This is a genomic window from Candidatus Thiodiazotropha endolucinida, assembly GCF_001715975.1.
GTDB lineage: Bacteria > Pseudomonadota > Gammaproteobacteria > Chromatiales > Chromatiaceae > Thiodiazotropha > Thiodiazotropha endolucinida.
This window is the reverse complement of record NZ_MARB01000020.1, coordinates 14,209-40,819: the sequence shown is the minus strand read 5'-3', so window position 1 is coordinate 40,819 and position 26,611 is coordinate 14,209. Positions and strand designations below refer to the sequence as shown.

The 26,611-nt window shown below is 51.5% G+C and carries 26 protein-coding genes; 7 read left to right on the top strand and 19 right to left on the bottom strand.

Translation table 11 applies throughout. From position 1 onward, the window contains the following. Window positions 1-49 precede the first annotated feature (49 nt). On the bottom strand, window positions 50-535 hold the full coding sequence (locus CODIS_RS15565; protein WP_069126870.1) for a HyaD/HybD family hydrogenase maturation endopeptidase: 486 nt from the start codon (window positions 533-535) through the stop codon (window positions 50-52). Between the two features lie 66 nt (window positions 536-601). On the opposite strand from CODIS_RS15565, the gene CODIS_RS15560 reads away from it, so the two are divergent. The 7 genes from CODIS_RS15560 (at window position 602) to CODIS_RS15530 (ending at window position 9,033) form a co-directional block, all read left to right on the top strand. Beyond that, window positions 602-844, top strand: coding sequence for a HypC/HybG/HupF family hydrogenase formation chaperone (locus tag CODIS_RS15560; RefSeq protein WP_069126869.1), 243 nt, complete (start codon window positions 602-604; stop codon window positions 842-844). Next, a complete protein-coding gene (locus tag CODIS_RS15555; RefSeq protein ID WP_069126868.1) occupies window positions 837-1,193 on the top strand; it encodes a hydrogenase maturation nickel metallochaperone HypA/HybF in 357 nt (118 codons plus the stop codon). Before CODIS_RS15560 ends, CODIS_RS15555 begins: the two co-directional genes overlap by 8 nt. Window positions 1,194-1,242: 49 nt before the next feature. After that, window positions 1,243-2,064: a hydrogenase nickel incorporation protein HypB gene (hypB, locus tag CODIS_RS15550; RefSeq protein ID WP_069126867.1), complete on the top strand. Its 822-nt coding sequence runs from the start codon at window positions 1,243-1,245 to the stop codon at window positions 2,062-2,064. Window positions 2,065-2,285: 221 nt separating this feature from the next. Continuing rightward, window positions 2,286-3,398: a hydrogenase formation protein HypD gene (gene hypD / locus CODIS_RS15545; RefSeq protein ID WP_069126866.1), complete on the top strand. Its 1,113-nt coding sequence runs from the start codon at window positions 2,286-2,288 to the stop codon at window positions 3,396-3,398. Between the two features lie 261 nt (window positions 3,399-3,659). Further along, window positions 3,660-4,598: a YiiX/YebB-like N1pC/P60 family cysteine hydrolase gene (locus CODIS_RS15540; RefSeq protein ID WP_235615247.1), complete on the top strand. Its 939-nt coding sequence runs from the start codon at window positions 3,660-3,662 to the stop codon at window positions 4,596-4,598. Further along, the gene (locus CODIS_RS15535) at window positions 4,595-7,078 is read left to right on the top strand and encodes an acyl-CoA dehydrogenase (protein WP_083220811.1); all 2,484 of its coding nucleotides are present in this window, start codon (window positions 4,595-4,597) and stop codon (window positions 7,076-7,078) included. The genes CODIS_RS15540 and CODIS_RS15535 overlap by 4 nt, the downstream gene beginning before the upstream one ends. Window positions 7,079-7,248: 170 nt before the next feature. Then, window positions 7,249-9,033 (top strand): AMP-dependent synthetase/ligase, encoded by a 1,785-nt coding sequence (locus tag CODIS_RS15530; protein ID WP_069126865.1) that lies wholly within the window; start codon window positions 7,249-7,251, stop codon window positions 9,031-9,033. Between the two features lie 204 nt (window positions 9,034-9,237). Here CODIS_RS15530 and CODIS_RS15525 read toward each other — a convergent pair whose 3' ends face one another. The 18 genes from CODIS_RS15525 to CODIS_RS15445 form a co-directional block, all read right to left on the bottom strand. Beyond that, on the bottom strand, window positions 9,238-11,691 hold the full coding sequence (locus CODIS_RS15525) for an EAL domain-containing protein (protein ID WP_069126864.1): 2,454 nt from the start codon (window positions 11,689-11,691) through the stop codon (window positions 9,238-9,240). A gap of 129 nt (window positions 11,692-11,820) precedes the next feature. Further along, window positions 11,821-12,774, bottom strand: a complete 954-nt coding sequence (locus CODIS_RS15520) for a phosphate/phosphite/phosphonate ABC transporter substrate-binding protein (RefSeq protein ID WP_154723165.1) — start codon at window positions 12,772-12,774, stop codon at window positions 11,821-11,823. Window positions 12,775-12,796: 22 nt separating this feature from the next. Continuing rightward, complete coding sequence (locus CODIS_RS15515) at window positions 12,797-13,999, bottom strand: OprO/OprP family phosphate-selective porin (protein WP_069126862.1); 1,203 nt, start codon at window positions 13,997-13,999, stop codon at window positions 12,797-12,799. Beyond that, window positions 13,992-14,804 carry a TatD family hydrolase gene (locus CODIS_RS15510; RefSeq protein ID WP_069126861.1) on the bottom strand — a complete coding sequence of 271 codons (813 nt, stop codon included), beginning with the start codon at window positions 14,802-14,804 and terminating at the stop codon, window positions 13,992-13,994. Before CODIS_RS15510 ends, CODIS_RS15515 begins: the two co-directional genes overlap by 8 nt. Before the next feature lie 210 nt (window positions 14,805-15,014). Then, the gene (locus CODIS_RS15505; RefSeq protein ID WP_069126860.1) at window positions 15,015-15,362 is read right to left on the bottom strand and encodes a PilZ domain-containing protein; all 348 of its coding nucleotides are present in this window, start codon (window positions 15,360-15,362) and stop codon (window positions 15,015-15,017) included. 18 nt (window positions 15,363-15,380) lie between these two features. Continuing rightward, entirely contained in the window at window positions 15,381-16,385 is a 1,005-nt protein-coding gene (locus CODIS_RS15500; protein WP_162420251.1) for a DNA polymerase III subunit delta', read from the bottom strand. Then, window positions 16,378-17,022: a dTMP kinase gene (tmk, locus tag CODIS_RS15495; protein ID WP_069126906.1), complete on the bottom strand. Its 645-nt coding sequence runs from the start codon at window positions 17,020-17,022 to the stop codon at window positions 16,378-16,380. Before tmk ends, CODIS_RS15500 begins: the two co-directional genes overlap by 8 nt. A 5-nt stretch (window positions 17,023-17,027) precedes the next feature. After that, window positions 17,028-18,029 carry an endolytic transglycosylase MltG gene (gene mltG / locus CODIS_RS15490; protein WP_069126859.1) on the bottom strand — a complete coding sequence of 334 codons (1,002 nt, stop codon included), beginning with the start codon at window positions 18,027-18,029 and terminating at the stop codon, window positions 17,028-17,030. A 125-nt stretch (window positions 18,030-18,154) separates the two neighbouring features. After that, on the bottom strand, window positions 18,155-18,970 hold the full coding sequence (pabC, locus tag CODIS_RS15485; RefSeq protein ID WP_069126858.1) for an aminodeoxychorismate lyase: 816 nt from the start codon (window positions 18,968-18,970) through the stop codon (window positions 18,155-18,157). 13 nt (window positions 18,971-18,983) lie between these two features. Beyond that, window positions 18,984-20,225 (bottom strand): beta-ketoacyl-ACP synthase II, encoded by a 1,242-nt coding sequence (fabF, locus tag CODIS_RS15480; protein WP_069126857.1) that lies wholly within the window; start codon window positions 20,223-20,225, stop codon window positions 18,984-18,986. Window positions 20,226-20,335: 110 nt separating this feature from the next. After that, window positions 20,336-20,569 carry an acyl carrier protein gene (acpP, locus tag CODIS_RS15475; RefSeq protein WP_069126856.1) on the bottom strand — a complete coding sequence of 78 codons (234 nt, stop codon included), beginning with the start codon at window positions 20,567-20,569 and terminating at the stop codon, window positions 20,336-20,338. 197 nt (window positions 20,570-20,766) lie between these two features. Continuing rightward, complete coding sequence (fabG, locus tag CODIS_RS15470; protein WP_069126855.1) at window positions 20,767-21,510, bottom strand: 3-oxoacyl-ACP reductase FabG; 744 nt, start codon at window positions 21,508-21,510, stop codon at window positions 20,767-20,769. Further along, window positions 21,507-22,448 (bottom strand): ACP S-malonyltransferase, encoded by a 942-nt coding sequence (gene fabD / locus CODIS_RS15465; protein ID WP_069126854.1) that lies wholly within the window; start codon window positions 22,446-22,448, stop codon window positions 21,507-21,509. Before fabD ends, fabG begins: the two co-directional genes overlap by 4 nt. A 19-nt stretch (window positions 22,449-22,467) precedes the next feature. Continuing rightward, on the bottom strand, window positions 22,468-23,436 hold the full coding sequence (locus tag CODIS_RS15460; protein ID WP_069126853.1) for a beta-ketoacyl-ACP synthase III: 969 nt from the start codon (window positions 23,434-23,436) through the stop codon (window positions 22,468-22,470). Beyond that, window positions 23,433-24,455: a phosphate acyltransferase PlsX gene (gene plsX / locus CODIS_RS15455; RefSeq protein WP_069126852.1), complete on the bottom strand. Its 1,023-nt coding sequence runs from the start codon at window positions 24,453-24,455 to the stop codon at window positions 23,433-23,435. Before plsX ends, CODIS_RS15460 begins: the two co-directional genes overlap by 4 nt. Before the next feature lie 208 nt (window positions 24,456-24,663). Next, entirely contained in the window at window positions 24,664-24,843 is a 180-nt protein-coding gene (gene rpmF, locus CODIS_RS20575) for a 50S ribosomal protein L32 (RefSeq protein ID WP_083220809.1), read from the bottom strand. A 35-nt stretch (window positions 24,844-24,878) separates the two neighbouring features. After that, entirely contained in the window at window positions 24,879-25,406 is a 528-nt protein-coding gene (locus CODIS_RS15450) for a YceD family protein (protein ID WP_069126851.1), read from the bottom strand. 65 nt (window positions 25,407-25,471) lie between these two features. Then, window positions 25,472-26,611, bottom strand: coding sequence for a sodium ion-translocating decarboxylase subunit beta (locus CODIS_RS15445; RefSeq protein ID WP_201259038.1), 1,140 nt, complete (start codon window positions 26,609-26,611; stop codon window positions 25,472-25,474).

Here is a 26,611-nt window from a genome sequence, read left to right as displayed (position 1 = left end):
CAGACTGAAAAAATGATCTTGGACAACTCAATGCTAAATAGAGTTACCCCTATCCGGCAGGTAAAAGGCCCCATGACTCCAGGATCGAGACGATCTCGGCAATCCCCTGCTCAACCGCCGGTTCTACGGTCTTGCTCAATGCCTCTCCCCAATCCAGATGTTCGGGTTCGATGCCAATCAGACAGCGTCGAGCCGGCAGGGTATCTGAGAGTCGGGCTATATCGAGCAGGTCACCCAGACTCACCTCATGCACACTCGCCCGATTTCCTTGAAGGTAGCTGTCCATCTCCTGATCGTGGAAGACTCTCAGCGTACCGGGGGGCTCTCCCATGCGGGCTGCATCCGCCACGATCAATCCATCCGCCCTGGCGATCGGCTCAGCCAGCGTAAAACTGAGGGTACCACCATCCAGATACTCAATACCCGGCACCGCTCCGACCTGCCGTTGCATACGATTCACCAATTGAACGCCAATACCCTCGTCGCTTAACAGGGTATTTCCTATACCAAGGATCAAGACAGATTTGATTGACAAAAATAATCCCCTTGCGAGAATGAAATAGGCAGCTACTGGATCATAACTGTAAACGAAGGTTATATCATGTGCCTGGGCATACCCATGCAGATCAAAAGTATCGACGGCTTTACCGCACAGTGTGAGGCAAAAGGCATTCAGCGGGAAGTGAGCCTCTTCATGCTGCAGCATGAAGCATTGCAGCCGGACGACTTTGTTGTCGTACATGTCGGATATGCAATTCAAAAAGTCACGCCGCAGGAAGCTCGCTCGGCCTGGGAGGTCTATGACCAGATGCTGGCGAAGATGGAATCCCCGCCTGATGCATGAACTATCTGTCTGCCAGGCAATGCTGGCGCAGGTCGAGGCGATTGCAAAGCGGGAAAACGCCAGTCAGGTTATCAGAATCGTCATCCACATCGGCCCCCTATCCGGCGTGGTGCCGGAACTGCTGCAACAGGCCTTCACAATCGCCCGTGCGGGGAGTATTGCCGCCAAGGCTGAACTGGAAACAGCATTGCAACAGGTACGGGTACGCTGCCAACAATGTGGCGCCGAGTGCGATGTATCGGCGAATAGATTGATCTGCTGTAAATGTGGTGATTTCCGCACACAACTCATCAGTGGGGATGAACTCCTGCTCGCCAGTGTTGAACTGACACGGGAGGATAACGATTGAATCACACAGTCTTGACTAGCTGTGAAACCAAATTGAGGAGCTTATTCTGATGTGCGACACATGTGGCTGTAACATCACAGAAGGCAATCGGCATCTCATTGAAGAGGGAGGCAGACATGCCCATACAGAGGACGGCAGCGTTGCAGTGGAGGTGTTACAGAATCTGCTCAGCGAAAACGACCATCAGGCCGCCCATAACCGTGAGCATTTTGACCGTCATCAACTACTGGCGATCAATCTCATGTCATCACCCGGCAGTGGTAAAACCCGCCTGCTGGAAACCACCATCGACAAGCTTGGCCATAAATACCGAATCAGTGTTGTCGAAGGTGACCTTGAAACAGAGAACGATGCCGAACGCATTCGGGAAAAAGGTGTGGAGGCTATCCAGATCACTACCGGCACCGCCTGTCACCTTGATGCCCATATGATCCACCACGCCCTGCATCAGATGAATCTGGACGAAGTGGACATTCTGTTTATCGAAAATGTCGGCAACCTGGTCTGTCCGGCCAGCTTCGACCTGGGTCAGCATATCAATATTACCCTGCTCTCAGTCACCGAAGGGGATGACAAGCCCAGTAAATACCCGGTCATCTTCCGCGCAGCCGATCATGTATTGATCACGAAATCCGATCTGCTGTCGGTATTGGATGATTTCAACCCCGAACGGGCTGAGCAGGCGGTTCGCCGGCTGGCCGTTGAAGCGCCGATCACGCTGACTTCAGCCAAGTCAGGCGAGGGTATGGATAGATGGCTGGATTGGCTGCAGGAGCAACTTGAACTGCAGAACGATAGACGCTCCAGGGGAGAGACCCTGCATCCGAAACTGCAACCCGATGGTGTGAAGTTACATACTGATAAACTGTAGAAGAGAAACAAGCCGCAAATGGACGCCAATCACCGCGAACCTACGCGAATAATCTATTCTGTTGTTTGAAATTGAAAGTGATGATTGTATACGAGATGAAGGAGACCTCGTGAGCGACCATATGATCAGCAACATATGAAACTGAAATTGATTAATGAGTAGCATCATTCCATTTGCGGTTGATTTGCGGTGATTAGCGTCCATTTGCGGCTAGAGACCCCATGTCGATAGACGCGAAATCCTGGCTGCAACAAATAAATGCCCTGCCATTGCGGGAGCCGGTCAAGATCATGAATGTCTGCGGTGGTCATGAGCGCGCCATTACCCAGGCCGGGTTGCGTGGCGCACTGCCCAGCCAGATAGAGCTGATACCTGGCCCCGGCTGCCCTGTTTGCGTATGTCCCGAAGAAGATGTCTATCAAGCGATGCAGCTGGCGCTGCAGGAACCGATCACCCTGGTGGCCTTTGGCGACATGCTGCGGGTACCGGTCAATGTCAGCAAGGGAGAACCACGCTCCCTTGATCAGGCCCATGCCGCCGGTGCGGATATCCGTCCCATCGCCTCCCCCATCGAGGTCCTGCAGATCGCTCAGGCCTCCCCCGAGCGGGAGGTGGTTTTTTTTGCCGCCGGCTTCGAGACCACAACGGCCCCGGTCGCCGCGCTGTTGGTCGAGGGTATACCCGACAACCTCACCATCCTGCTATCGGGTCGACTGACCTGGCCTGCCGTATCTATGTTGCTTAGTGATGAAAAGCCGGGATTCAATGCCCTGGTCGCGCCCGGTCATGTGGCGACTGTGATGGGGCCGGAGGAGTGGTCATTTGTCGTGCAACAGCACCATATACCTGCCGCTGTGGCCGGCTTTACCCCTGAGAGCCTGCTGGCGGCCACTTACTCCGTGATCAGACAGTATCTGGACGACCGGATATTTCTCGACAACTGTTACCCTGAATTGGTCAATCCCGGCGGTAATCCCAGCGCGAAAGCTCATCTGAAAAAAGCGATGGTTGTTGTCGATGCCAACTGGCGTGGGATCGGTATCATTCCCAATTCCGGTTTTGACCTGAATGATGAGTACTCAAACTGGGATGCTCGGAAGCGTTTTCCTGACTATGATTCTGCCGATCGAAAACGGAGTGGCGAGATGCCTCCCGGTTGTGACTGCGCTGCGGTGGTACTGGGTCGGAAATACCCGAATCAGTGCAGACTCTATGGCAAGACTTGTACCCCAAGGACACCGATCGGACCCTGTATGGTATCCGATGAAGGTGCCTGCCGAATCTGGTGGAGTGGTGGGATTCGGCAACACAGGCAATCACAAATTACTTCATAAATAAAATATAATTATTTATTTTATATATAGTATTTATAATTATTCAATTTAAAAGATGAGGGCCGTTCAATCTGCTTTCAGGAACTCAGCGAAGATGTAAGTTTAGCCCTCTTCGATTCCTATGTACGCTCCGATAAATCCCGCCTGAGCAAGTATTACTCCACTTCCTATTGAAACTCACCTACTAAAATTACGGTCTATACTTATTGTATTACTTACTGTTTTCCTGGGTTTTAAATGAGGAAAGTTGGGCAGAAAATCATGCAGTGGATAGCGGAGTGGCTGACTAAGGAGAGTCCGCCCTCCACCTCGCCGCTATGTGATTTCAATCGCCTCAGTTATGAACTCAGACCCGCTGATGTTCTGTTGGTAGAGGGACGCAGTCGGGTAAGCAACGTAATCAAGACCATCACCCAAAGCACATGGACCCACTCCGCGCTCTATATCGGACGCATCTATGATATCCGTGATCCACAACTCCAGCAGCGGGTCCGCATGGCCTATCAAGGCGACCTCAGTGAACAATTGATGGTCGAGGCCCTGTTGGGTGAAGGTACTATCATCACCCCACTCTCCAAGTACCGTAAGGATCACTTGCGCATCTGCCGCCCCACGGGGCTCGAACCTGAGGATGCGCACAAGGTGGTGGCCCATGCCATCCACCATATCGGCTTTGACTATGATGTGCGTCACTTGCTCGACCTGGCCCGCTTTTTCTTCCCCTGGAACGTCTTACCCAGGCGCTGGCGCTCCAGTCTGTTTGAGCATAATGCCGGTTCGCCTACGCGAACCGTCTGTTCGTCGCTGTTGGCATCCGCCTTCAATAAGGTCAATTTCCCTATCCTGCCTTTCATCGATCGTGATGAAGACGGCAGCCTGCGTTTCTTTAAACGGAACCCGCGACTCTTCACGCCCAAGGACTTCGACTACTCACCCTATTTCGACATCATTAAATATCCATTCCTCGGACTGGATGATTTGGGTGTCTATCGTCGATTACCATGGGGTGATGACAGCATTCTTTACAATGATAACGAGCACACCTTCGCGGCTGCGACAAAGATGGACGAGGTGGATTTTCCCGATAATGAATCTGAAATAAGCAAGAAGCGTAAGAAACAAAAAGAGGAACAAGCTTATCCTCAGGACGATGAGGCGGCTCAGCAAATAATCAACACAATGCGCGAGGCTGACCGATGACACTGCTCGGATTTCTACTCTTATTGCTGATGTTGTGGGGACTGGCCTACGGATCGGCAGGTGCGATTGTATGGATCCTGTTGCCGCCCATACTCCTGATCAGCCTGCAGCTTGCAGAGCTCATGACAACCCTTGTGGCACTGCCTGTTTGGCTGATCTACGCCATAACCCTCTTCTTCTACCTTAAGCCGCAACTGCGTCTCCGCTGGATCAGTAAACCGCTGTTGTCCGCATTCCGGAAGGTGATGCCTTCCATGTCGACCACCGAAAAAGAGGCGTTGAACGCCGGGAGTGTCTGGTGGGACGGAGAACTATTTTCGGGACAACCCGACTGGAGCAAGCTGCTGCGCCAGCCACAATGCCATCTGACGGCGCAGGAGAAGGAATTCCTTGACGGGCCGGTGCAAACCCTCTGCGATATGCTCGATGACTGGGACATCACCAACGAACGCAAGGATCTCCCTCCCGAAGTGTGGCAGTTCATCAAGCAATCGGGCCTTTTCGGCATGATCATCCCCAGAACCTACGGTGGTCTCGGCTTTTCCGCCAATGCCCACTCCCAGGTGGTGATGAAGATCGCCAGTCGCAGCATCACCGCAGCCGTTACAGTAATGGTGCCCAACTCCCTCGGCCCGGCAAAGCTGCTGCTTCAATACGGTACGGATGAACAGAAAGCAAACTATCTCAACAAGCTGGCCACAGGAGAGGAGATACCCTGTTTTGCCCTGACCAATCCCCACGCAGGCAGTGATGCCGGCGCCATTCCGGACAATGGTCAGGTCACTTACGGAGACTTTGAAGGGAACCAGGTCCTGGGTATCAGGCTCAATTGGGAAAAGCGCTATATCACACTGGCACCGGTCGCAACCCTTATCGGCCTGGCATTCAAACTGGAGGATCCACAAGGCCTGCTCTCAGACGATCCCCATCCAGGCATCACACTGGCCCTTATCCCCCGTGACACATCCGGTGTGGCGATAGGATCAAGACACATGCCCCTCGATATACCCTTTCAAAACGGTCCCATTGCGGGAAGGGATGTATTCATCCCAATGACCTGGGTAGTCGGCGGAAATGATGGTGTGGGCAAGGGTTGGCAGATGCTGGTCGAATGCCTCTCTGAGGGGCGCGGCATCTCACTCCCTGCACTCTCGACTGCGGCGGGTAAAAGTGCCAGCCGATATACCGGCGCCTATGCCGCTGTCCGCACTCAATTCGGCCAACCCATAGGCCACTTCGAAGGGGTGGAAGAGGCGCTGGCAAGGATAGGTGGGCTGACCTATCAAATGGATGCGGCGCGTAAACTCACACTCAGCGCACTGGATAGTGGTGAATCACCCTCTGTGATCTCAGCGATTATCAAATACCATCTTACCGAGCGTTACCGCCAGGCGGTCAACGATGCCATGGATATCCAGGGAGGCAGTGGTATCTGTCTTGGTCCCGACAATCTGACAGGCAGAGGTTACCAGGCAATTCCCATCGCAATTACTGTAGAGGGTGCGAATATCCTAACCCGTAGCATGATCATCTTCGGTCAGGGAGCGATACGCGCCCACCCTTACATTCTCAGAGAATTCGAGGCGGCTGAGAATCCCGATCAGGAAATCGCACTCAAACAGTTCGACGATGCTCTCTTCAGTCACATCGGTTTCGTACTGACAAACTTTGCCCGTACCCTCTGGTTCGGCGTCACCCATGGACGGCTCTCCGAAAGCCCGAAAAGCGGACCTGCCAAGCGCTACTTTCAACGCCTGAACTGGATGGCCTCTACCTTTGCCCTGACCACCGATGCGGCGCTGATGACACTGGGTGGTTCGCTCAAGCGTAAGGAGCGTCTCTCAGCCAGACTTGGTGACATGCTCAGCAACCTTTACATTGCCAGTGCATGCCTTAAGCGCTATGTCGAAGAGGGAGAGCGTCAAGACGACCTGCCCCTGATGAGATGGGCCTTGGAGGATTCACTCTATCGTTTCCAGCATGCCTTGCGGGGCCTGTTACGCAATATCCCGTTCAGACCCCTGGCCTGGCTGTTGCGGCTGGTGATATTTCCAACCGGACTGCCGTTTCATAAACCCACCGACAACCTCGACCACCAGGTTGCGCGTATTTTACTTAGCCCTAACGAGGCCAGGGAACGGCTCACTCAGGGGATCTACACGACAGAGGATCAGCAACAGCGGGCCGGTCAACTGGAACAGGCGCTGTTTGCCGTGAATGCCGCGGCGCCCCATGAAAAGACTTTACGCAGAGCAAAACAGGCCGGTCAGCTGAAGTCCAGGGACAATCAAAATCTGATCGCAGAAGCCGTCTCCCTTGGGATCTTGAGCGAGAGCGAAAAAGTGGCGCTGGATGAGGCGGATCGACTGCGCAGCCAGATCATCCAGGTGAATTCATTCAGCCACCTCGGCACGGTGGCATCCGAGCGTAAACCGAGGGATTCAAAAATATCCAAACTCAACAAACGGGGTGCCGCTTGATGTGTAAATATTTCCATACCGGTTCAGGATAGGATAAGTTAAGGCGTGTTGGAGCTGATTCGCTAATCAGCGCCAGCAGTCCCAGGGTGCGAAATGCTACTCTACCCACACCAAAGTGAACCCGACAACAAAAACCGGGGTTCTTTAAGCGATAAAAAAATGGTGCCCGCATGGATAATCCGAACATTGATTATATACAGTTGAATGATGCCGACACGATAGGCGCCGTCTTCCAGGAACGTGTAAAACGCTCACCGGATGCCACTGCTTATATACAATACGACGAAGAGCGCGAGGTTTGGCAAGAGACCAGCTGGAGTGAGATGGCGCAGCTGGTTGCACGCTGGCAGGCCGCCTTTCGCAATGAAAATCTCAGACCTGGCGACAGGGTGGCCATCATGTTGCGCAACTGCCGTGAATGGGCCATTTTCGATCTGGCAGCACAGTGCCTGGGGTTGATCACCGTCCCCCTCTACACCAATGATCGCCCCGAGAATATCGGTTATATCCTGCAAGATGCCGGCATCCGTCTGCTGCTCCTGGAAAACAACGAACAGTGGCAGGAACTCCAGCAGATCCGCAATCAGTTGGCCGGCCTGAACCGTATCGTCTCGCTGCACAAGGTCGACCCGATGGGTCTTCAACCCCACCTGGTCTCACTCGAAGAATGGCTGCCCGATCAAACCAACGATGGACTGCAGGTCATCGATGTAGCCAGCAAGGATCTGGCCACTATCGTCTACACTTCAGGGACCACCGGGCGATCGAAAGGTGTGATGTTGAGTCATCACAATATTCTGTGGGATATCGAGAGCGGCGTGAAGGTTATCGATATCTATACAACCGACACATTTCTCTCTTTTCTGCCGCTCTCGCACACCCTGGAGCGAACCGTTGGATACTATCTGGCGCTCATGTCTGGCGCTGCTACGGCCTACGCGAGATCGATTCCACAACTGGCCGAAGATCTCGAGACCATCAAACCAACCATATTGGTTTCGGTGCCACGCATATTTGAAAGGGTGTACGCCAAGATACAGGACAAACTCGAGAGTGACTCAGCAATAGCCCGCGGCATATTCAACCTGGCTGTCGAAACCGGTTGGACTCATTTTGAGTTTCAGCAAGGACGTAGCTCATGGTCACCTAAATTATGGCTCTGGCCACTACTGGAAAAGATAGTGGCGCGTAAGATTCAGGACAAGCTCGGTGGACGCCTGCGAATTGCGGTTTCCGGCGGTGCCCCGCTTTCGCCAGACATCGCCAAAGTTTTCATTGGACTCGGCGTCCCCATACTGCAGGGTTACGGCCTAACGGAGACCAGTCCCATCATCTCAGCCAATACCCATGAAAACAATTTTCCGGCCAGTGTCGGCAGGCCCTTTCCCGGGATAGAAGTTAAGATCAATGAGCATGAGGAACTGCTTTGCAGAGCACCTAATGTGATGATGGGATACTGGAACAACCGGAATGCAACCTCTGAGGTGATTGATGCAGATGGTTGGTTCCATACAGGAGACAAGGCGAAAATCGAAGACGATTACATCTTTATCACCGGCCGACTGAAAGAGATCATTGTCATGGCCAATGGTGAAAAGGTTCCTCCTGCCGATATGGAGATGTGCATCGCCATGGATTCCCTGTTCGACCAGATACTGGTACTCGGTGAAAGCAAACCCTACCTGTCCGCCATCGTGGTGCTCAATCCCGAACACGCCCAAATACTTGGTTTGAACCCCGGCAATATCAGCGAGCAACAAATGCAGGAGTTATTGGCCCGTATCAACAATCACCTGGACAACTTTCCCGGTTATGCGAAAATCATCCGTGTGACAGTGCTCGGTGAACCCTGGAGCGTGGAGAACGGTTTGATCACTCCTACTCTGAAGCTGAAGCGGAAAAACATCCTTGAGCGGTATGCCAAAGAGTATGATGAAATGTATATCGGGCATTGAGTGAGACTACCATATCATATAGCAACAGCTTTCCGGATGACTGCTTCAAAATCAGTCGACAGTTAAAATATGAGGGTAGCTTTGATTGATGCCATTCCCGGTATTATCAGAGCACGGAAGCATAAGATACGATTTCCCGCTGTTGGTTTTTTCATTTACTTGCGACAATGAAAAATGACGGTATGTACTGCCTGAAATTCTGAATCAATCAGAGGTTTCCTGGTCAGTCAGAGTAACAGGTTCGCTAAAGTAGTAGCCCTGGCACTGTTGTACATTCTCTTGACTTAACCACTCTAACTGCTGTGAATTTTCCACTCCTTCAGCAGCCACGTTCAGATCCATGATTTCCGCCATTTTTATCAGTGCCGTGCAGATACCGTTGGCATAATTGTCTGTGGGTAATCCCTTGATGAAACTGGAGTCAAGTTTCAGTGTATCCAGCGTAAAGTCCCTGAGATATGAGAAGGAAGAATAACCAGTACCAAAGTCATCAACCGCGATACGAACACCAAGCTTTTTCAGACTGCGTACGACGTACCTGCTTAGTTCGATATCTTCTATCAGGCTGCTTTCCGTGATTTCCAACTCAAGTCGCTTTGGATCGAAGCCTGTCCTGGTCAGAATCGACTCAACACGATGGGAATAATCACCTTGATTAAATTGATGTATTGAGACATTGACATTCAATTGTAATGGCTGATCACCGCTATCGTCACAGGCAAGTACTTCTATACAGGCTCTTTCCAAAATCCAATCACCCAATTCTATAATTAAACCTGAATTTTCGAGAAATGGAAGAAACTCCGTGGGATCCAGTAAACCGCGTCTTGGATTATCCCAGCGCAACAAGGCCTCCATTCCGACCATTGATCCTGTGTTGACATCGATAATTGGCTGGTAGAGCAGATGAAAACTTTTTGCCTTCAACGCCTCCATCAACTCACTCTCCTGTTGTATCAGGCCATCCTCATTGGCACCCAACAAATGGGTATAGACGCAATACTGCCCGCGCCCACTCCTTTTTGCTTGATACATGGCCATATCGGCCTTCTGAATCAAACTACCGATGTCATCATTGGAGAATGGATAGAAGACGATACCGATGCTGCACCCGATATGTACCTTCCTTGATTCGATCTCGAACGGTTCCCTGATGATTTCAAGGATGGTATTGGCAATGTTCACACCATCGCTTATCGATTTGATCTGCTCCGCAATAATGGTGAATTCATCGCCCCCCAAACGCGCTACAGTATCACCCACACGGAGCATCTTCTTCAATCGAACAGCTGTCTTTTTCAACAGCAGATCGCCAGCATGATGACCAAGGCTGTCATTGACCTTCTTAAAGCGGTCCAGATCGATAAACATCAAGGCGACAAGATACTCTCCCCGATCAGCCTGCTCCATGGCATGTTTTAACCGATCGCTGAATAGTTGTCGATTGGGCAGATTGGTCAAGCCATCATATTGGGCCAGATAGCGTATATGTTCCTCGTTCTTTCTATGCTCACTGACATCCTGCGCGACCGTTATGATCTGCCCAGGACCACCTGAGAAGTCGAGATAGGCGCCTGACAGGGAGACCAGAATGCAGGAACTCTCAGCGGTAATATACCTGGCGTCAATGCTTTCCTCCTCACCCTTCATAAGATAGGCAAGCCATTGCTTGACGCGCACACCATCTCGACTGTCGATAATGTCGTAATATGACATACCTACCAACCGCTCTTTATCGTAACCGATCATATCGACAGCAGCATTATTGACCATGATAATGGTCTTATCGACAGAGACAACGATCAATGCATCACGCAAGTTATTGAGTACATCATTCAGATACTGTCTAGATACCGATGTAATGGAAAGATCCTTGCTCATACGGTTGAATGAGCGGATCAGTTGACCGATCTCGTCGCTTCGGCTTTTTTCCAGCTCAATGCCATAGGCGCCTTCACCGACACGTTTCACATATTCTGTCAGCGTTCGAATCGGTGACACTAACCTATTTGAGATCAATGCGGCCAAAACCAAGCCTAGCAACAGCAAAATACCGGTAACGAAAAACAGCAGATATCGTTCGCGTTGATGCGATTCCGAGATTAATTCGGACAACTGCCGAGTCAGTGTCTCCGTGTTTTCCGATTGCTCCTTTTTGGATAGCGCTATTCTGACCCAACCCAGTCTTTCATCGGCAATATAGACGGGGGAGACTATCTCCATCACATCTTCCGAGTTGTTGAGCAGTGGCACCGATTCACTTTTAATCCAATCCAGAATTTTCCCTTCTTCTATCTGCTTGCCGTAGTTATCCAACAGTTCGGTCCCATCGTGAACGATCACACCCTGTGGGTCGATCACCATGACATAGACGATGTCATCCAGACTGGCAACGCTCTGCAGCAGATGCAGGATAGCGAGCATATCGTAATTATAGAGGGGATTTGCCAAATCCTCGCTCAAAATCGCACTTAGATTCATAAGGCGTTTTTTTGCCTCATCATGCAGTGCAATACTCATTGTGGAGGAGGTGGTCGTTTTGATATTGGACAGCAGATCCTTAGACTGGAAGAAAAACAGTGTGGCAAGGATAATCGTAACAATAACGATTCCGGCACCAATAGCAACGGTATATCTGAACTGAAGATTTCTTGCCATTGAATCAGTAGCCTATCAGGATTCAACAGGGTTGCATCAAGCTACACATACATTCAACTCTTGTGATTGTATATAAATGTTCTTCACACTTCGCATCGTAATTTTAGCTTTGCGCATGACTTGACCCTTTTAAGGTGTGAGTGCTTGATCAACTAGATCAACTATAGAGTACATGTCGTATATCAACTGTTTCTGCTCACCACTCAGTGCATCGAATTTTTTTGTTCGCTGGTAGGCATGCAGGACAGGCCGAGCCTTCGGATCATCACCGGCCTGCAACAAAATCCCTTCGAGGCGTCTTTTTAAAGCCGGGTTTAAATCACGGCGCACCAATTCCACTGCGCGAACGACAGGTGGAAGCTTTTTAAAAATGGAAAACTGAGCACGATACTGGGAAGGCAGATGATCTTCCTTATCCCAATCCAGATTGCTGAACGCACCGGCATGGGCCAGGCCTTTATTCACCAGTGTGGCTATATTGATCTCTTCCCTGACAAACACAAAGCCAACCTTATCAGCCGGTGGTGTTTCCCGAAAATTTCTCAATTTAACAGGCGTCAATCCGCTCTGTAACATTGCATGGACAGGCAAATAGTAGGCTGTTGTTGATGCTGGATCCTCCAGGGCAATGATCTTTCCCTTCAAGTCCTCAAGTTTCTTTACTGCCCCATCCTTAAGTGAAAAAAATACCGTGTAGTATTCAGATGTATTTTTTTTCCACTTTCTAAGTAATAGCTCCGCACCGCTTTTCTCATGCAGATATGATGCGGCAATAGGTGTTTCCGTCACCCAGTCCACATCACCTCTGGCCAACAACTCCGCCATATGCTCTTTGCTTTTTGCCATGCGGATCTTGCCTTTTGTGATTCCGAGGTCACGCATTCTTTCCACCACATACATCAGCATGGGTTTCAAGTAACGATAGTGTTTTTTTGGATTGTGGCTGATCTTACCTATTACCAATGTATTCGGATCACTGCCACTTGCTGCAACATAGGACGGTATCGACCAGGAGAGAAGGAACAGCAGCAGAAGCGCTCCTCTGCCTAAGTTACATATCATTTTGAGGGCCTGTATAGACAAATTTGACTATCATCGTCACAACCTAGAAATCAACTTGAGCGCGAAGTTGAAGAATAGAGGGCGTATCCTCCCCCTCCACATCACCATCCGCATCGGCATAGCTGTCATTATCGACAATGATTGCGTTGGCCATCAGGCGAATCTGCCGATTGATATACCAATTGATTCCCAGTGTGATGTTGTCGCTAGATCCACCCTCGATCTCACCATCGTTGAGATCCAGGGAGCTGAAACGTGCGGCCACCTCTACAGCGCCATGGTCGGAAAGCGGCCTAATCCGCCCAAATTTTGCCGAACGCTGTTTATAGCGGCGGCTTTCACCTGTCAGAAACCAACTAACCTGTAGATACCAGCCTTCAAAGGTCGGCTCCGTACCTTCGTCACGCTCAATTTTTGCTTGCATCCACTCACCCTGCAATGAAAACGGACCTGACACCCATGCACCTTCCAGGCCCAGTAGCGCGGTAGATCGACTCTGCTTGAGTTTGCCCGTGTCGAGATATCGAATATCGGTCAGGTGAGACTCCGGCCTGGTATCGATTCGAACCTCCTCTTCATCATCCAATTTTCTGTAGCTGGCGGCTATGCCGATGTGAAATGCGGATCTATCTTCCGCCAGCGGCGCATAAGTCCAGCGACTGGTGACACCCCAGCCTTCATCACCCTCATCGTCAGTGTCATCGTTGTAATCATCACCGAACAGGCCGGCGGCAAAGGTCATCTGCTCACCCGACCACTGGGCGCCAATACCCATGCTTCTTCCGGGAGCTAACGCATTGGGCAAGGCACGCTCCATAAAGGTCAGATATCGCTTGCTGGTCATCTCCTCCAGGCTGAAAGGCTCTTTGAAATGTCCAACGGAAAAGCGCCAGGGGTAAATGGCATCATAGGCAAACCAGGCATCCTTGACGTCCGCTTCCCCATCGGAGAAGTCGACACTGAACTCGTAGATGAAATCAGCATACAGCCGTCCTTCCAGATCGAGTCTTAAATCACGCAGTTCGCTCCCATTACCCAGGGCATTCTTATCCTCATCATATACTGCGGCATCAGCCAGGATCCTGCCCCCCAACTGCATGGAGAACTCACCATCGGTCGTGGTCACCTCAAGACCACCTTTGGTGTTGATGACTAAATCCTCATGACCCTCTGTGCTCCTATCTTGTGCCGCCAGGGCTGCAGAAAAGAAACTACAGAGTAACAATAGAGCTACTGATTTATTCATAATCTAACCCGCTAGAACTGGATTGTGCGCCCTGCGCCAGAGGGAAACAGCGATAGAAATTGGCGGTTGTCCGGTCTGCAATTGCCTCGAGTGTCAGCCCTTTCAGCTCTGCCACACATTCAGCAACATGCCGTACATGGATCGGTTGATTGGGTTTGCCGCGATGGGGTACCGGCGCCAGATAGGGGGAGTCTGTCTCGATCAGCAGATGATCCATCGGCACCCGTTTTACGACCTCACGCAACTCGACCGCATTCTTGAAGGTGATGATGCCGGAAAATGAGATATAAAAACCCATCTCCAGTGCCTGTTTCGCCATGGACCAGTTCTCTGTGAAGCAGTGCATCACCCCACCCACATCGTCCGCCCCCTCATCCTGCATGATCTGGATTGTATCGATCCGCGCGTCCCGGGTGTGGATGATGAGAGGGAGTTTCGCCGCCTTGGCTGCTCGAATATGCTGCCGAAACCGTTCACGCTGCCAATCCAGATCCCCTTCTCCATGAAAATAATCCAGTCCGGTCTCCCCGATGGCGACGACCTTTTCACTGCGTGAGAGTCTCAGCAACTCCTCAACCGTGGGTTCATGACGCTCCTTATCATTTGGATGCACGCCCACCGATATGGAAATCTGTGGGTAATCCGCTACCAGGGCCACCATGGCCGGCCAGGATTCAAGATCGATCGAGACGCACAGCAGATGATCGATACCTTGTGCAAGGGTACTGCTCATAAAGCTGGCAAAATCCCCGTTGTAGGGTGCAAGAGCAACACGATCGAGATGGCAGTGGGAATCGACTAACATGGAGGTTTATTAGGGCCGTTACCGATTTTGACGGGGGATTGTAACTGCATCTTCAACTCCAGACTCGATTATTTCGTTTGGTGAACGATACCTATCAGCAGCTCCACCGGTAGGGGGCTGATAAAGATCTCCATTCCGTTTGTGTCACAAAAAAGAAAGACAACTAACCATTAGTCAGATAGAGAACCCGCATGTTAGTCGGCTTACTGACTATAGCGTGTGTGTAGGACGGTCTGATTTCAGGGCGCCGGCAAGATAAGTCTCGATCTTGTTGCGTGCTGCACCGCCATCCTGATCACTGAACTGGACACCGATACCGGCTGCTCTGTTACCCTCCGCGCCGACGGGTGTGATCCAGATGATCTTACCGGCCACCGGCAGACGCTCCGTCTCGTCCATCAGCGTCAGCAGCATGAAAACCTCGTCACCCAATCGGTACTGTTTGGTAGTGGGAATAAAAAGTCCACCAAATTCAACAAATTGCATGTAGGCCGCATACAAGGCATTCTTATCCTTGATTGTCAGCGAGAGTATTCCTTGTTTGGGTCCACCAGCCATACGATTCTCAGTTTCTGTCTAACACGCCTGGGTTCTGCAATCACACCAGGAAATCAGCAGTTTTTCCAAGGTCAATTGCGGGTTTAAATTGCTCTCTACGGTGCTCCTGGCCGCATAAACCTGGAGCAGATAGCCATGCAGAGTCCTCGAGTTTATCTTGTCGGCCGTTTTCTGCAAAGCTTGAGTGAGATCCCGATTAAAGAGTCCCCCCTCATCTCCCCCTTCCTTGAGACGAATCAGATCGATGACCCAGCCCGTCAGCCACTCCAACAACAAGACCCTGTCAAAGGCTCCCCATCCACGCGCCAGGCTGACCGGATCACGTTTCCCAGCCAGTAGTTGTAAAAATCCCTTCGCCATTTCCTTACGCGCATTCAGGAGTTCACTGTTGTCAAGCTGAAGCGCCTTGAGTGGCGCACCATTGGCCAGTGTTAACAACAGTCGCGGATCTTCCTGGGTCACCTTGTCAGAGAGCCACTCGATGGCCTGTGTCCTGTGCGGAGGTTTGAAGTAGATTGTCTGACAGCGGCTGCGGATAGTGGCAAGTAATCTGCCCGGTTGATCGGTCAAGAGCAATATCACGCTTCCCGGCGTGGGCTCTTCCAGTGTTTTGAGGAGACTGTTGGCCGCGGCTTTGTTCATTCGATGGGCCGGTTGTATGGCGATGATCTTGTTACCGCCGGCATGGCTGGTTAACGAAGCATTGGCGGTAAGGCTCCGAATGGCTTCTATCGTTATCTCACCGCTCTTACTCTCTTCATCCGGTTTCAACCATTGAAAATCAGGGTGGTTGCCGCTGTACAGCAACTGACACTGACGACAGGCGCCGCAGGCGACGCCGTCACGGTCTCTATCCACACATAATACGGATTGGGCAAAACTGAGCACGAACTGCTCTTTTCCCAAACCGGGAGGTCCCGATAGTAATAAGGCATGGGGCAGTCGGTGCTGTTCAACGGCCTGTTGTAAAAAATGCCACTGCTCGTCGTGCCATGGCAAGCGATGATAACGCAACTCACTCACCCTGGCTCTCCAGATAGTGTTGAACGACCGTTTTGATTTGATCCTGCACTATTTCCAAGGCTGGAGATGCATCGATTACCTGGACACGATCAGGCTCCTGCGTGGCGATCTGCAGATATCCCGCTCTCACTTTCTCAAAGAAGTCGCGGTTCTCGCTTTCAAATCGATCAGGCTCAGAACGTTTCCCGGCACGCTGTAAGCCGGTATCCACCGGCACGTCGAACAGCAATGTCAGATCGGGACGCAAGTTACCCTGAACGAACTGCTGTAACTTGGCAATCTTCTCCAGCGAAAGCCCTCTTCCCGCCCCTTGATAGGCAAAACTTGCATCAGTGAAACGATCGCACAACACCCAGATTCCCCGCTCAAGGGCCGGAAGGATTTTTTGTTGAAGATGCTCCGCACGCGCGGCGAACATCAACAGTAATTCCGTGTCGTCCGCCATACCTGTGTGTTTGTGTCCCAGCAGCAATTCACGAATGGCTTCGCCAAGCGGTGTTCCACCCGGTTCCCGGGTAAAAAGCACCTGTTTGCCAGCGGTTTCAATCAAGGATTGGATGAAGGCCAGATTACTGCTTTTTCCAGCCCCTTCACCGCCTTCAACGGTGATGAATCGTCCTTTTGCCGTCTTGTTCATTGCAGTCATCTCTTCAACTGATACTTTCGTACCGCTTTGTTGTGCTCCTCAAGGGTTGAAGAGAAATAGTGTCCGCCATCGCCGGTTGCGACGAAATAGAGCGAATTACCCTCTTCCGGATTCAAAGCCGCACGTATTGCAGCACCGCTCGGCATGGCAATAGGTGTCGGTGTCAATCCTTTGTGCAGATAGGTGTTGTAAGGGGTGTCGCGGGTGAGATCCCGCTTGCGGATATTGCCGTTATAGCTCTCTCCCATACCGTAGATAACCGTGGGATCGGTCTGCAACAACATGCCACGCTTCAGGCGTCTTATGAATACACCGGCTATCTTGCCCCGCTCCTCGGGAATGCCGGTCTCCCGCTCGATAATCGAGGCCAGTATGAGGGCCTCATATGGGCTTTTCAGCGGCAGCTGCTTTTTCCGCTGTTGCCAGGCCTGTTCCAATACGGATTCCATTCGTTTATAGGCCCGCTTTAGAAAGGCCGCATCGGTGGTACCGCGGGGAAAGTGATAGGTATCAGGGTAGAATCGCCCCTCTGGATGCAGATCGTCCAGGCCAAGATGTTGCATCACCTGATCGTTGGTTACCTCCTTCAGGCTGTGTTCCAATACCGGATCACGTCTGATCGCAGCCATCAACTGGTCGAATGTCCACCCCTCGATGATCGTAAGGGCATATTGAACAACCTGTGAGGAGCTGAGGATTTCAAGCAGTTTCGGTGGCGTGGTTCCAGCAGGCAGATAGTATTCACCGGCCTTCAGTTTACTGGCTTGACCCTGCCAACGGGCAATGAATCTCAACAGTATGGGCTTTTCGAGCATACCTCGTTGCTGTAGATCCTCCGCCAAACTTCTGACCGTCATGCCCGGATGCAGAATATAGTTCACGCCCTCCTCGGGTAAATTCAAGGATTTGTTGACAAATCCGTCATATTCCATCCAACCCCAAGCCAGAAGGATGCTGGCGACAAAGATCAGAATACCGAGCAGACGATTAACCCGCATTTCTCACCAGTCAGACTCTACTATTTGGAAAAAATCGTTGGCGTTGAGCATAACGTCATTCTACTGGAAAAATCCGCGGGGTGAAGTTGATTACCACGACTTTTGGATAACCGAAAGAGCAAAGACTAAGCCGTGCTACAGGCTTCCTCCACCCTGTGACGCAACTCACGGGGAATATTCTTCTGATCAAATTGCCGCTTATTCAGCGCCGCGACTGAACAGAATCCCATCACAGAATTGGTTACAAACATGGCATCGGCACTCATCAGCCTATCCCTATCCAAATCGGTGATGTGCAATGGGATCGAGAGCTGCCCTGCAATTTCAATCACCAGTTCCCTGACCACACCCGCAATGCCTGAATGGGTAAGATCAGGCGTATAGATCGCATTGCCCTGCAGCATGAATAGGTTGGACTGTGTGCCGCAGATCACCTTCTCCCTTTCATCCATCATCAGGCACTCGGATAGGGAGTCATCCTGACATTCCCTACGCGCCAGTACTTGTTCAAGACGGTTTAAGTGTTTGTAACCTGCCAGCTGTCTGTTTCGGCCAATCCTGGTGCGGCAAATCCCAACATGAATACCTTCTGAATACCAGGTTTGAGGATAGTCGGGCCAGGGATGGAGACTGATTAGGCGTCGCGGTGAACCGGGACTGGGGGGGGCATATCCCCTGCCCCCACTTCCGCGGGTAAGTATGATCTTCAAAACCGCAAGATCATGCTCGGCACAGAGTGCGAGAACCTCTTTTTCAAGCAGCTGCTTATCGCTGGGCGGGAAGCCGAGTGCCGTTTCCCCACGGGAAAGTCGGGCCATGTGCCGCTGCCATAAACAGGGGCGCCCCTGTCTGACAGCCAAAGTTTCGAACAAACCATCGCCGTATTGCAGACCACGATCAGAGAACGGTATCAGATCGCCTGGTTTGCCGTTAATTAGCAATTAGCCTTCGTCCTCAGTTTACACGGCGGAATGCTAGGGTACCGTTAGTACCGCCAAATCCAAATGAGTTGGAAATCACCACGTCCAGCTTCATCGCTCTTGCGCTATTGGGAACATAATCCAGGTCGCATTCGGGATCCTGGTTTTCCAAGTTGATGGTGGGTGGCACAACCTGATTGTAGAGTGCCAGAATCGTATATACGGCCTCTGCACCACCTGCCGCACCCAGCATATGACCGGTCATCGATTTCGTGGAACTGACACAAAGCTTGTATGCATGGTCACCGAAGGCACGTTTGACTGCCATAGTCTCCGCCACATCGCCAGCCGGGGTGGAGGTTCCATGTGCGTTGATATAATCAACCTCATCCACGTTGATTCCACCATCCTGAAGTGCCAACTCCATGCATTTGGCAGCACCTGATCCGTCTACTGAGGGTGCTGTCATGTGGTAGGCATCAGAGTTCATTCCGATACCGGCTAATTCGGCATAGATCTTCGCGCCACGGGCCTTGGCCTGCTCATACTCCTCCAGCACAACTACACCGGCGCCATCGCTGAGTACGAAACCATCCCGGTCTTTATCCCAAGGGCGACTGGCTCCCTGTGGATCATCGTTGCGACGAGAAAGTGCCCGTGCCGCCGCGAACCCACCCAAGCCAACCGGAGATGTGGCCATTTCGGCGCCACCGGCGATCATCACGTCCGTCCGGCCATGCCGGATCATCATAGCAGCCTCGGCGATGCTGTGGGCACCACTGCTGCATGCGGAAACGATCGAGTAGTTGGGTCCCTTCAATCCATACATGATGGAGAGGTTACCGGACACCATGTTGATAATGCTTGAAGGCACGAAAAACGGCGAGATTTTACGAGGACCGCCATCCAGGTAGGCCTGGTAACTGTTTTCGATACCGGTAATGCCGCCGATACCTGAACCAATCAGAACACCGATGCGTTCTGCATTCTCCTCAGTCACCTCAAGCCCTGCATCTTTGATCGCCTGTATACCGGCAGCGATGCCATAGTGGATAAACTTATCCATTTTCTTGGCTTCTTTCTTCGCTATGTAATCGGTGATTTCGAAACCGTAGATGGGACCACCGAACTGGGTAGAAAATGACCCAACATCAAAATGGGTAATGGGTTGGATACCACTCTTACCGGCCTGAATATTCTCCCACGATGTAGGAATATCCAGCCCGACAGGCGCTACCATACCTAAACCCGTAACGACGACCCTTCTTGCAGTCATGTATGACTACCCCCAAAGTTCAGTGGTGTTGCTGAAAAGCAAAAGGCCGCGCCCCTTTCTATTGTTAGAGCTTGACGGCCTATAAAAAATAGAAAATCTTTGCGCAAAGATTAACTGTGTGCGTTGATGTAATCGACAGCAAGTTGCACAGTCGTGATCTTTTCAGCCTCTTCATCAGGAATCTCGGTTTCAAATTCCTCTTCAAGAGCCATAACCAATTCCACTGTGTCGAGAGAGTCAGCGCCAAGATCATCGACAAAAGAGGCTTCTAACGTTACCTCCTCTTCCTTCACGCCTAGTTGTTCTACGACAATTTTACGAACTCGTTCTACGACATCGCTCATGTTATTAATTTCCTCTGGATTATCCGCCGGCCTCGAAAAGGACCGATGCGGTATTGTAGTAACAAAAAACACTTGAGAAAAGCGCAATCCTCAGATAACTTTCGCATCTCAAATTCACCATAAATTAATATATTTAACAAAATGTTATGATAATTAATTTATGTTAATTATGAAAATTGATCTCGAGTTTTCACCTATCAACTCATGTACATTCCGCCGTTAACATGGAGTGTTTCACCGGTTATATAACGTCCGGATTGCCCCGCCAGGAACAAAACCGCATTGGCAATATCCTCCGGTGATCCCAGTCTTTGCAAAGGGATGTTCACTTCAAGACTCTTGCGTTGTTCCTCAGGCAGCTCGTTCGTCATATCTGTCTCGATAAAGCCCGGCGCCACGGAATTGACGGTAATTCCTCTCGAACCCACTTCCCTGGCCAAAGAGCGTGTAAAACCGTGGATTCCCGCCTTGGCGGCAGCGTAGTTGGTCTGACCGGCATTCCCCATTGCACCGACTACGGATGAGATGTTGATAATACGCCCCTTTCGCGCCTTCATCATGCCGCGCAATACCGCCTTGCTAAGGCGAAAAACAGAGGTCAGGTTGGTATTGATGATGCTTTCCCACTCCTCATCCTTCATGCGCATGAGGAGGTTATCGCGGGTAATACCGGCATTGTTCACCAAAACAGTAGGATTACCGAACTCTTTACCGACCGCCTCAATGAACGCATCGATAGATTCTACATCAGTGACATTCAACACCATGCCACACCCGGCATGACCCGCAGACTTAAAACGTTCTGTAATCCCTTGCGCACCAGCCTCGGAGGTCGCTGTGCCGATAACCGTTGCACCCGCATCCGCCAGGGTGTCTGCAATGGCTGCCCCGATACCGCGGCTGGCGCCGGTAACCACTGCTATCTCATTCTCCAGACTCATTTCAATGTCTCCAGCGCTTGCATCAAGCTTTTTGCATCAAACACAGGCAATCCGACAAGACCACGATCGATTCTTTTAGTCAATCCTGCCAGGACCTTTCCGGGCCCTGCTTCAAGCAGGCTCGAAATACCCGAGGTCGCCATCATCTGTACCGTTTCCACCCATCGCACAGGACTGTATAACTGAGCGGCAAGCTGCTTGCGTATCGACTCGGCATCCGTTGCCGCCGCGACACTTGCGTTGTGTATCACCGAGATTGAGGGTTGTGAAATGCCGACCTCATTAAGCAGTTGAGCCAATCGCTCTGCAGCCGGTTTCATCAATGCACAATGGGATGGCACACTGACCGGGAGTGGCAATGCACGTTTAGCACCTGCCTCCTTAGCCAATACGCATGCCCGGTCCACTGCCTCTTTATGACCGGCTACGACGACCTGGCCGGGTGAATTGAAGTTTACAGCTTCAATGACATCACCGGATGCGGCTTCGGCACAGACCGTTTTTACCTGAACATCGTCAAGCCCAAGGATTGCCGCCATGCCGCCGCTCCCCTCAGGCACGGCCTCCTGCATAAATCGGCCTCGCTCGGCCACCAGCCTGACTGCATCGGCAAATTCGATCGCATCCGCACAAACCAATGCCGTGTATTCTCCCAGACTGTGTCCCGCCATGATTTGGGGCTTGGCACCGCCTTGTTCCAGCCAGACCCGCCACACAGACACCCCGGCAGCAAGCATCGCGGGTTGTGTCTTCGTAGTCTGGTTGAGTGCGTCATTCGGGCCATTTTGAACCAGCTCCCACAGATCATAGCCCAAGGCGTCCGTAGCCTCTGCGAATGTCTGACTGACGATCGGATGGGCTGCTGCCAATTCACTCAACATCCCAACAGACTGAGACCCCTGTCCTGGAAAAACGATACCGAATGATGAATTAGTCATAGCTTACACTGCCAAATCACTAAAATTTCGCTAAAACCGAACCCCAGGTAAAACCGCCGCCAAATGCCTCCATGAGGATAGTCTCACCACGCTTAATCCGGCCATCCCTGACTGCCACATCCAAAGCGAGAGGTACCGACGCCGCAGAGGTGTTGCCATGTTCATCCACTGTGACAACCACATGATCCATCGGCGTCTGCAGCTTTTTCGCGGTTGCATTGATGATCCTTATATTGGCCTGATGGGGAATCAACCAATCCACATCTGATTTTTCCATGTTATTGGCGGCCAAGGTCTCATCTACGATTCTACCCAAGGTGGTTACCGCAACCTTGAAGACTTCATTTCCCTTCATCTCGACATATGCCGAACCCTGTAGTATCTCTTTATAACCGCGTGAGATACCGGTTGGGACCCGGAGCAGGCTCTCATAGGCACCGTCCGCATGCAGGTGAGTGGAGATAATACCCGGTTCATCACTCGCTTCGATGACAACCGCGCCGGCACCGTCGCCAAACAACACACAGGTATTTCGATCACTCCAGTCAATAATGCGAGAGAAGGTTTCGGCACCAACAACTAGCGCCCTTTTCGCCGCCCCGGACCGGATAAAGTTATCAGCGACGCCAAGCGCATAAACAAAACCGGTGCAGACAGCCTGAACATCAAATGCGGCAGGCCCCCTGATCCCAAGGCGTGCTTGCAGAAGACACGCAGTGCTGGGAAAAACCTGATCGGCGGTTGTTGTGGCAACGACAATCAGATCGATGTCACTGGCTTCGATACCCGCCATCTCAATCGCATTAAGCGCGGCCTTTTCCGCCAGATCACATGTAAACTCGTCATCAGCCGCAATATGCCGCTTACGGATACCTGTACGATCGAAGATCCACTGATCGGTGGTATCTACAATCTTCTCAAGATCCTGGTTGGTGAGCACCTTTTCGGGCAGATATCCACCAGTGCCTGTGATACGCGAATAGATCACGCGATCTCCCTTTTTTCCAGATGAGTTTTAACCTGCTCGGATATGCGATGCGGGACATCACATGAAACTTCTTTGCGCGCTATGCTGATTGCATTCATGAAAGCCAGTTTGTCAGCACTGCCATGGCTTTTGATCACTATTCCACGCAGTCCCAACAGACTGGCGCCGTTATAACGTCTGTGGTCTATTCGCTTGCGAAATGCTCTCAGCACAGGCATTGCAATCAAACCTGCCAGTTTAGTCAGCGGGTTCTTTTTGAATTCAAGGGTCATAAAATGACGAATCATCTTCGCCACGCCCTCGCTGCTCTTCAGCGCAATGTTGCCGACAAAACCGTCGGAAACAATCACATCCGTACCACCCTGGTAGATATCGTCACCTTCGACATAACCCACGTAGTTCAGAGAACTCTGCAGTAAGAGCTCGTGTGCCTCTTTAACCTGTTCGTTACCTTTGATCTCTTCCTGTCCGATATTCAGCAGACCGATTTTCGGATTGGCGATATCAGTCACTGCCGCCACAGTTTCACTGCCCATGACAGCAAATTGAACCAGGTGCTCAGCGCTGCAATCGACATTCGCGCCAAGATCCAGCATAAAGGTCTGACCGGTGACGGATGGCAAGGCGGTGATAATCGCCGGTCTATCTATATTAGGCAGCGTCTTTAACACGAAGCGAGATGTAGCCATCAGCGCCCCGGTGTTGCCGGCGCTGACACAGGCATTTGCTTCCCCACTCTTGACCAGATCGATCGCCACGCGCATTGACGAGTCTTTCTTGTTTCGCAGGGCTTTGGATGGCAGTTCATCCATCGCAACAGTTTGGGAAGCATGTCTGATTCGCAGTCGCTCGCCAAATGGATGAGGCCCCAACTTCTTTTTCAGGATGTTATCGTCACCAACCAGAATAAGCGCGGTCTCATGATCACGTCGGAGATACTCCCTAGCAGCAGGTATCACGACACCTGCGCCAATATCCCCTCCCATGGCATCCAATGCGATTGTTACTGGTTTACTCATGTGCTAACGATTCACCCATCCACTGAAACCCGTCGGACCGTTTGTCATTTTTCAAGTTTTATACAGAATCGATTTGTATCAACAGATGCAACCGGAATACTCCAATTACGAGAGACATGCCAATCGAAGATTCTGTCTATCAATTAAAGAACCCAACAAGGGATCACCCTTGATGGGTTTCTAATCATGAATAGTGGGAATCGGGGGATCACTCGCCCTTTGAGTTGACTACCTTACGGCCTTTATAAAAGCCATCCGCTGATACATGATGACGAAGATGGGTTTCACCCGAAGTGGAATCGATTGAGAGCGTTTCACCTTTCAGCGAATCATGAGCGCGGCGCATACCGCGCTTTGAAGGAGTCTTTCTATTTTGCTGAACAGCCATGGCTGATCTCCCGAATATTCTTTCTGTTAACCAATTTACTCTTTGTCCCGCTTCAGCTCTGCCAGAGCCGCAAACGGGTTTTTTCGTTCTCGCCCACTGTTCTCTATCGGCTTTTCTCCAGCCACTCCCAAAACAGGTGCGGCACAAGCCCCAGGATCATGCATGGCCACTTGCGGCAATGCCAGAAGCATTTCGTCTTCGATCAGGTCTCTGAACACCACCTGATCATCCTCGACCAAACAAGGATCCAGGTCTTCAGCCAGCATCTCGGCCTCATCCAGCCCTTGGACGAATACTACGGACAGTTGGGTATCGATCGGAAGATTCACCTCTTCCAGACACCGCTGGCACTGCAGCGACAATTCCGCCTTGAGCCATCCTCTGAGTATCGCCCGCCGCTCCTGGTCACGACCAAACGACAGCCTGAAACTGACGTTTCCCGCTGGGTTCAGCAGGCAAGCGCTCAATCTTGAAAAGGTATCCAAAGGAAGCTCTCCGCCGATCTCTTTGCCAAGATCGGCGAAACGCCACGGATCTAACCGATCAGGAAAGCGCTTCGACATAAGCGGACAATAATATTATGAGTATGGCGCCCATGTCAAAATGACATGGGCTGTGTGGGACTTGGCTAGTGGCCGACCAGGGCCAGCAGGATACCGGCGGCCACGGCCGATCCGATGACACCCGCCACATTCGGCCCCATGGCATGCATCAGAAGGAAATTATGGTGATTGGATTCCAGACCGACCTTATTGACGACGCGGGCCGCCATCGGTACCGCAGAGACACCCGCAGCTCCAATCAGGGGGTTCACCTTTCCGCCCGTTACCCGATACATGATCTTACCCATGATGACGCCGGTCGCCGTACCGATGCAAAAGGCGACGGCCCCAAGTGCCAAAATACCCAAAGTCTCGACGGTAAGGAACTTATCTGCCGAAAGTTTAGAGCCAACAGCCAGCCCCAGGAAGATGGTCACAACGTTGATGATCTCGTTCTGCGAAGCGTGGCTCAATCGCTCTACCACCCCACACTCTCTGAGCAGATTACCGAATGTCAGCATACCGATCAGGGGAGCAGCGGAAGGGAGGAAGATTGCGCACAGGAACAACACCGCAAACGGGAAAAGAACCTTCTCCAGCTTGGTGACGTGGCGTAACTGCTGCATCTCCACATTGCGTTCTTTATTGGTGGTCAGAAGACGCATGATCGGTGGTTGAATGATCGGCACCAGCGCCATGTATGAATATGCCGCGACGGCTATTGCTCCCAGCAGGTCGGGGGATAGTCTCGAGGCGAGAAAGATTGCTGTCGGCCCATCCGCGCCCCCAATGATCGCTATGGCGGATGCATCGGCCAGACTGAATTCGAAACCGGGTATGAAATTCAACGCCAAAGCACCCAGCAGGGTGACGAAAATGCCAAACTGGGCTGCAGCTCCCAGTAACAGTGTCCAGGGCATCGCAATCAGTGCGCCGAAATCAGTCAGTGCACCGACCCCCATAAAAATCAGCAGGGGGAAAACACCTGTCTCTATACCAACATGGTAGATATAGCCCAATATACCGTCAGGGCCGCTGATGCCGGCAAGCGGGATGTTGCTCAGGATGGCGCCAAATCCGATCGGCACCAACAACAGTGGTTCGAATTTCTTGACCACTGCTAAGTAAATTAACAGGCAGCCGACGCCCATCATGAGCAGTTGCCCCCACCCCATGTTGGCCAACCCGGTTGACTGCCAAAGTGGCTGAATACCTATTTCGATCAT

Coding starts and splice junctions, on each gene's coding strand:
- CODIS_RS15445 (WP_201259038.1), bottom strand. CDS start 26,611: ATGATCGAAATAGGTATTCAGCCACTTTGGCAGTCAACCGGGTTGGCC.
- CODIS_RS15525 (WP_069126864.1), bottom strand. CDS start 11,691: ATGGCAAGAAATCTTCAGTTCAGATATACCGTTGCTATTGGTGCCGGA.
- CODIS_RS15515 (WP_069126862.1), bottom strand. CDS start 13,999: ATGAATAAATCAGTAGCTCTATTGTTACTCTGTAGTTTCTTTTCTGCA.
- CODIS_RS15450 (WP_069126851.1), bottom strand. CDS start 25,406: ATGTCGAAGCGCTTTCCTGATCGGTTAGATCCGTGGCGTTTCGCCGAT.
- hypD (WP_069126866.1), top strand. CDS start 2,286: ATGTCGATAGACGCGAAATCCTGGCTGCAACAAATAAATGCCCTGCCA.
- acpP (WP_069126856.1), bottom strand. CDS start 20,569: ATGAGCGATGTCGTAGAACGAGTTCGTAAAATTGTCGTAGAACAACTA.
- tmk (WP_069126906.1), bottom strand. CDS start 17,022: ATGAACAAGACGGCAAAAGGACGATTCATCACCGTTGAAGGCGGTGAA.
- CODIS_RS15505 (WP_069126860.1), bottom strand. CDS start 15,362: ATGGCTGGTGGACCCAAACAAGGAATACTCTCGCTGACAATCAAGGAT.
- fabG (WP_069126855.1), bottom strand. CDS start 21,510: ATGAGTCTGGAGAATGAGATAGCAGTGGTTACCGGCGCCAGCCGCGGT.
- mltG (WP_069126859.1), bottom strand. CDS start 18,029: ATGCGGGTTAATCGTCTGCTCGGTATTCTGATCTTTGTCGCCAGCATC.
- CODIS_RS15535 (WP_083220811.1), top strand. CDS start 4,595: ATGACACTGCTCGGATTTCTACTCTTATTGCTGATGTTGTGGGGACTG.
- CODIS_RS15555 (WP_069126868.1), top strand. CDS start 837: ATGCATGAACTATCTGTCTGCCAGGCAATGCTGGCGCAGGTCGAGGCG.
- CODIS_RS15510 (WP_069126861.1), bottom strand. CDS start 14,804: ATGTTAGTCGATTCCCACTGCCATCTCGATCGTGTTGCTCTTGCACCC.
- rpmF (WP_083220809.1), bottom strand. CDS start 24,843: ATGGCTGTTCAGCAAAATAGAAAGACTCCTTCAAAGCGCGGTATGCGC.
- CODIS_RS15540 (WP_235615247.1), top strand. CDS start 3,660: ATGCAGTGGATAGCGGAGTGGCTGACTAAGGAGAGTCCGCCCTCCACC.
- CODIS_RS15560 (WP_069126869.1), top strand. CDS start 602: ATGTGCCTGGGCATACCCATGCAGATCAAAAGTATCGACGGCTTTACC.
- plsX (WP_069126852.1), bottom strand. CDS start 24,455: ATGAGTAAACCAGTAACAATCGCATTGGATGCCATGGGAGGGGATATT.
- CODIS_RS15530 (WP_069126865.1), top strand. CDS start 7,249: ATGGATAATCCGAACATTGATTATATACAGTTGAATGATGCCGACACG.
- fabD (WP_069126854.1), bottom strand. CDS start 22,448: ATGACTAATTCATCATTCGGTATCGTTTTTCCAGGACAGGGGTCTCAG.
- fabF (WP_069126857.1), bottom strand. CDS start 20,225: ATGACTGCAAGAAGGGTCGTCGTTACGGGTTTAGGTATGGTAGCGCCT.
- hypB (WP_069126867.1), top strand. CDS start 1,243: ATGTGCGACACATGTGGCTGTAACATCACAGAAGGCAATCGGCATCTC.